Source organism: Desulfobacula sp., from assembly GCF_021107415.1.
Window position 1 is genome coordinate 1 of sequence record NZ_JAIOSW010000424.1, and the last position, 4,231, is coordinate 4,231.

The window sequence follows — 4,231 nt, forward strand, 5'->3', positions numbered from 1 at the left end:
ACCAGTCTTTCTGATGAACCGATATATGCCATAGGAGGAGGACTCCATTTTCCTCTCACCAGCGGCAGGGGTTCCTACGAGGGGTTGCCGGGAATCAAGTTGCAGATGATAGTGGGTACGGGAAAACCTCCCTGGCGGCGAATATCCGATCATGACTTGAGCAACACAATAAAGGCCATCAATGCCGCAGGGCCAAAGCATGTATTCCTATCTGAGCACGATACCTGTGATCACTCGATAAGACGGTTTAAGAATGAACTTAAAGCTGAAACCAAAGTTCTAAAGGCCGGTGCAACATATAGCCTTTGAACTCAAAGCCGAATAAATTGTTTTTTAAAATAAAGTGGATTTTTAACAAATAAGTTTAAGTTGGTCAGAGAAAAAAAAGGGCATTTAATATTTGAGAAATTAGAAAACAAAAATGCATAGTTAAAAGGATACCGTAAATGAAAAAAAGGCACACGTTCTATTTAATGATTGCTTCAATGTTTATTAGACTTTTTTGGCTTGCGGTTTTCGAACCACACGGCGCAAAAAAAGCTGTTGCAAAAACTCAGCAAATGGGAGAATTAGCTAAACTCGCGTCTGAAACTATTCCCTATGTTGTTTACCCTTCGATAATAATTCTTGTTTTTATTATTGTCTTTTCAATTATGAAAAAGAAAACAGCATATTTGGCTAGTTCCATTTTTGGATTTGTTCATCTTCTTCTAATATCAATTCTTTTAATAATGCAAATTTCTCCTGGGATGGGTTTTTTGGTAGTTGTTCCGTCATCCTTAGGAATGATGGTTTTCTCATATATTTGTTATAAGGAAAACTATCGTTAATTCAAAAACATTACGGAAAGGGAGTTAAAAATATGGAAATAAACCAGGAGCTTAAAAGCCGATCTTCAATATACCATCAAACAGCGATGGCCATGATGTTGATACAACTTGTACATAAAATTGTCCGTGAGATACCGGGTGCCATAAAGATGGAAGGTCCGGGAGCGATAGGTGTTCCTATTTTTGCGGGATTATTAGCTGTTGGAATACTATTGATTATCTTGAAAAATAAGTGGGGTTTGATATTGGGGATAATAGACGGAGCATTTATGATTTTTCAACCTATTTTAGTTCATATTATTCTTGCTCATCCTGACCAAAATGGCGTCTGGTGGTATCCAATATTTCCATGGACCCAGGCCATACTAATTATTTATTTTTGTTGTCTTGCCTGGAAAAACTGGGCTAAGTGAGAAAAAATCGATGTATTTATAAAATGTATTTTATCAATGAACCGGCCTTGACAAAAAATAGGGAGGCAAGTATTTTTTAAATAAAAACTGATCCAAAATTTTTAAGGAGAGTTATCATGGCTGATCACACCCCGAGACTCTTGGATGCATTGGATGCATTTGAAGATGGTATCTACATTATTAATGATGACTATACGGTTGAATACATGAATAAATTCATGAAAGAATTGTTTGGCGATGGGGTCGGCAAAAAATGTTATGAAGTATTGATCGGATCTGATAAGCCTTGCGACTGGTGTAAATATGATGAAGTTTTTATTAAGAATGAAACACATCACAGTGAGGTCTATATTGAATCTGTTGACAAAATATTTGCCATGTCAGAGCTCCCGGTAACAAACCAGGATGGAACCAAATCCAAACTCTCCTTATATCGTGATATTACTTATACCGTACAGCAGGAGGAGAAACTTAAATCCTCTAAAGAAAGCTATCAAAGACTTTTTACACATGTGGGGTGTGGTGTGTTTGTCAGCAGTAAGAAAGGGCAATTTCTTGATGTCAATCCTGCACTGCTAAAAATGCTTGGGTATCAGGATAAGGAAGAATTCCTTTCGCTTGATCTTGCAACGGATGTCTATTTGAGGCCTGAGGACAGGCGCAGATACACCGGAATCATAGAAAAAAAAGGCCGGGTAGTTGATTACGAGGTAAAGTGGCGAAGGCGGGACGGGCACATCCTTCATATTCTTTTAACCAGTAATGTCCGGTATGATACCAATGGGGTAATTCTTGGATATGAAGGGATTGTTGTGGATCAGACCCGGAGAAAGAAACATGAAAACGAAATAAAAGAGGCCCATGACTTTCTGGATAAGATCATTTCATATTCTCCCAATGCTATTATGGCAATGGATATGAGGGGTGTTATCAGGCTGTGGAACCAGGGTGCTGAAGAGATCTTCGGGGTTAAGTCCACCCACGTGATTGGAAAAATGAGCATCCAGCAGATTTTTTCAAAAAAGGTGGCCAAAAAGGTCACGGAAATGATGAGGGATGAAAAGTTTGGTGGCAAAGGCAAGCTGAACTCCTATCCATTGAATTTTAAAAAGGATAACGGCGAACTGGTTGAAGGAAATCTTTCCGTCAGCATCCTTTATGATGAAAAAGGCAATGAGCTGGCAACGGTTGGGTTATTTGTTGATTTAAAGGAGAGGCTTCAAACTGAAAGGGACCTTAGTGCAGCAAGGCAACATCTGCTTCAGTCAGAAAAGCTGGCTGCCATGGGAAGGCTCACTTCCCAGATTGCCCATGAACTGAATAACCCGCTGTTTGGTATTATGAACACTCTGGAGTTGATGAAAACCGAGATTTCTCCTCAGAATAAAAGGCGAAAGCTTTTGGATATGTCTTTGTCGGAGATTGAGCGGCTGGCTGACATGCTGAAAAAAATGCTTTCTTTTTCAAAGCCTGATCAGGAAAAACGTCAGAAGATAGATATCAATGTGGTCATTGATGAATTGATGCTGTTATATGAAAAACGATTCAGGGAAAACAGTATAAAAGTAGAGCTTGATCTTATGGAAAATCCAGAGGACATTTTTGCATCCAGGGATCAATTGCGCCAGGTATTTATCAATATGTTTTCCAATGCCATGTATGCCATGCCGGATGGCGGCAATCTTGAGATAGTAACTAAAGTTGTTTCCGAAAAGCTTTATATTACTATCAAGGATACCGGTACCGGCATAAAACCCGAGCATATTAAAAAAATTTTTGATTCTTTTTTTACCACCAAGACCGAGAGTGTTCAGGGGGTGGGCTTAGGACTCTCTGTCTGCTATGGATTTATCAAGGATCATGGCGGAAATATTGTTGTTGAATCCAAAGAGGGACAATGGACAAAGTTTACCGTCACACTTCCCATTACCGGTAAATAAGCTGTAAAAAAATAAAATTCTATTTGATTCGTATTATCATTGTGCAGGGTTGCTTGTAGCTGCAATGCCACAAGCCCTTTTGTGATAGGAGAGTTGTTTAATATCATAGGAATAGTTATTATTTTTATTTTAGTTATTATATTTAATTTTAATGCTTGACAAAATAGATTATATAGAATAACTATAATAACTAAAGTTACAAAATCCCCAAAAAAGGAGGTGCTATGGAAGACACATTGACTGTATTCACCGCAAGCAAATATTGTAATGTTTCGTCTAAAACCATTATCAACTGGGTGGAGGCAGGACATATTAAAGCGTATCGGACTGTAGGCGGGCATCGAAGGATAAAAAAGCCCGATCTTGAGATGTTTATGCGAAGCCAGGGAATCCCTATTCCTGAAGAAAAGGATGAGGGTGCCAGAAAAAAAATCCTGGTCGTAGATGATGACATGATCATTGTGGAGTCAATCGTACAGGCTTTAGAGGAAGATGAATTTGATTATGAGGTTCTTTCCGCATCAGATGGTTTTGAGGCCGGACTCCAGGTAAATCATTTTCATCCGGACCTTTTGATTCTTGATATTATGATGCCCGATATCAAGGGGTATGAAGTTTGTGAGAAAATTAAGACAAACGAGAAAACAAAAGATATAAAAATTATCGTATTATCCGCATACCTGGATGATGATAAGTTCGCACAGATGAAAGAGCATGGTGCGGATGTCTGTTTATCAAAGCCATTGCCCCTGTCCCAGCTCAAGGATGAAGTGGCCAAATTATTGGGATTAAAATAGGAAGGAGGCAGATCATGAATTTAAAGGAATCTTTGAAAAAAAAGAGATTTGTCGTAACGTCCGAAGTACAGGTTCCCTTAGGTGATGAAGAACCCGAGGCGGTTGTTGAAAACCTTAGCAGGTTGAAAGGCCGGGTGGACGGTGTCTCTATCTCGGAAATTGAACTTGAAGGAGTCGTGAGTGATACGATTAAAACCTGCGGTCTTTTAAAAGATAATAATTTGAATGCGATTTATCAAACCACTACAAGA

At 38.8% G+C, this 4,231-nt stretch carries 4 protein-coding genes and 2 pseudogenes; all 6 read left to right on the forward strand.

Annotated elements, in window-relative coordinates; translation table 11 throughout:
• A pseudogene (locus tag K8S13_RS21375) lies at positions 1-309 on the forward strand (MBL fold metallo-hydrolase); the annotation flags it as partial.
• A 137-nt stretch (positions 310-446) separates the two neighbouring features.
• Entirely contained in the window at positions 447-830 is a 384-nt protein-coding gene (locus K8S13_RS21380) for a hypothetical protein (RefSeq protein ID WP_291465753.1), read from the forward strand.
• A gap of 32 nt (positions 831-862) precedes the next feature.
• On the forward strand, positions 863-1,243 hold the full coding sequence (locus tag K8S13_RS21385) for a hypothetical protein (RefSeq protein ID WP_291465754.1): 381 nt from the start codon (positions 863-865) through the stop codon (positions 1,241-1,243).
• Positions 1,244-1,359: 116 nt separating this feature from the next.
• On the forward strand, positions 1,360-3,183 hold the full coding sequence (locus tag K8S13_RS21390; protein ID WP_291465755.1) for a PAS domain S-box protein: 1,824 nt from the start codon (positions 1,360-1,362) through the stop codon (positions 3,181-3,183).
• 224 nt (positions 3,184-3,407) lie between these two features.
• Positions 3,408-3,980 carry a response regulator gene (locus K8S13_RS21395; protein ID WP_291465756.1) on the forward strand — a complete coding sequence of 191 codons (573 nt, stop codon included), beginning with the start codon at positions 3,408-3,410 and terminating at the stop codon, positions 3,978-3,980.
• 14 nt (positions 3,981-3,994) lie between these two features.
• Positions 3,995-4,231 (forward strand): annotated as a pseudogene (locus K8S13_RS21400) (methylenetetrahydrofolate reductase); the annotation flags it as partial.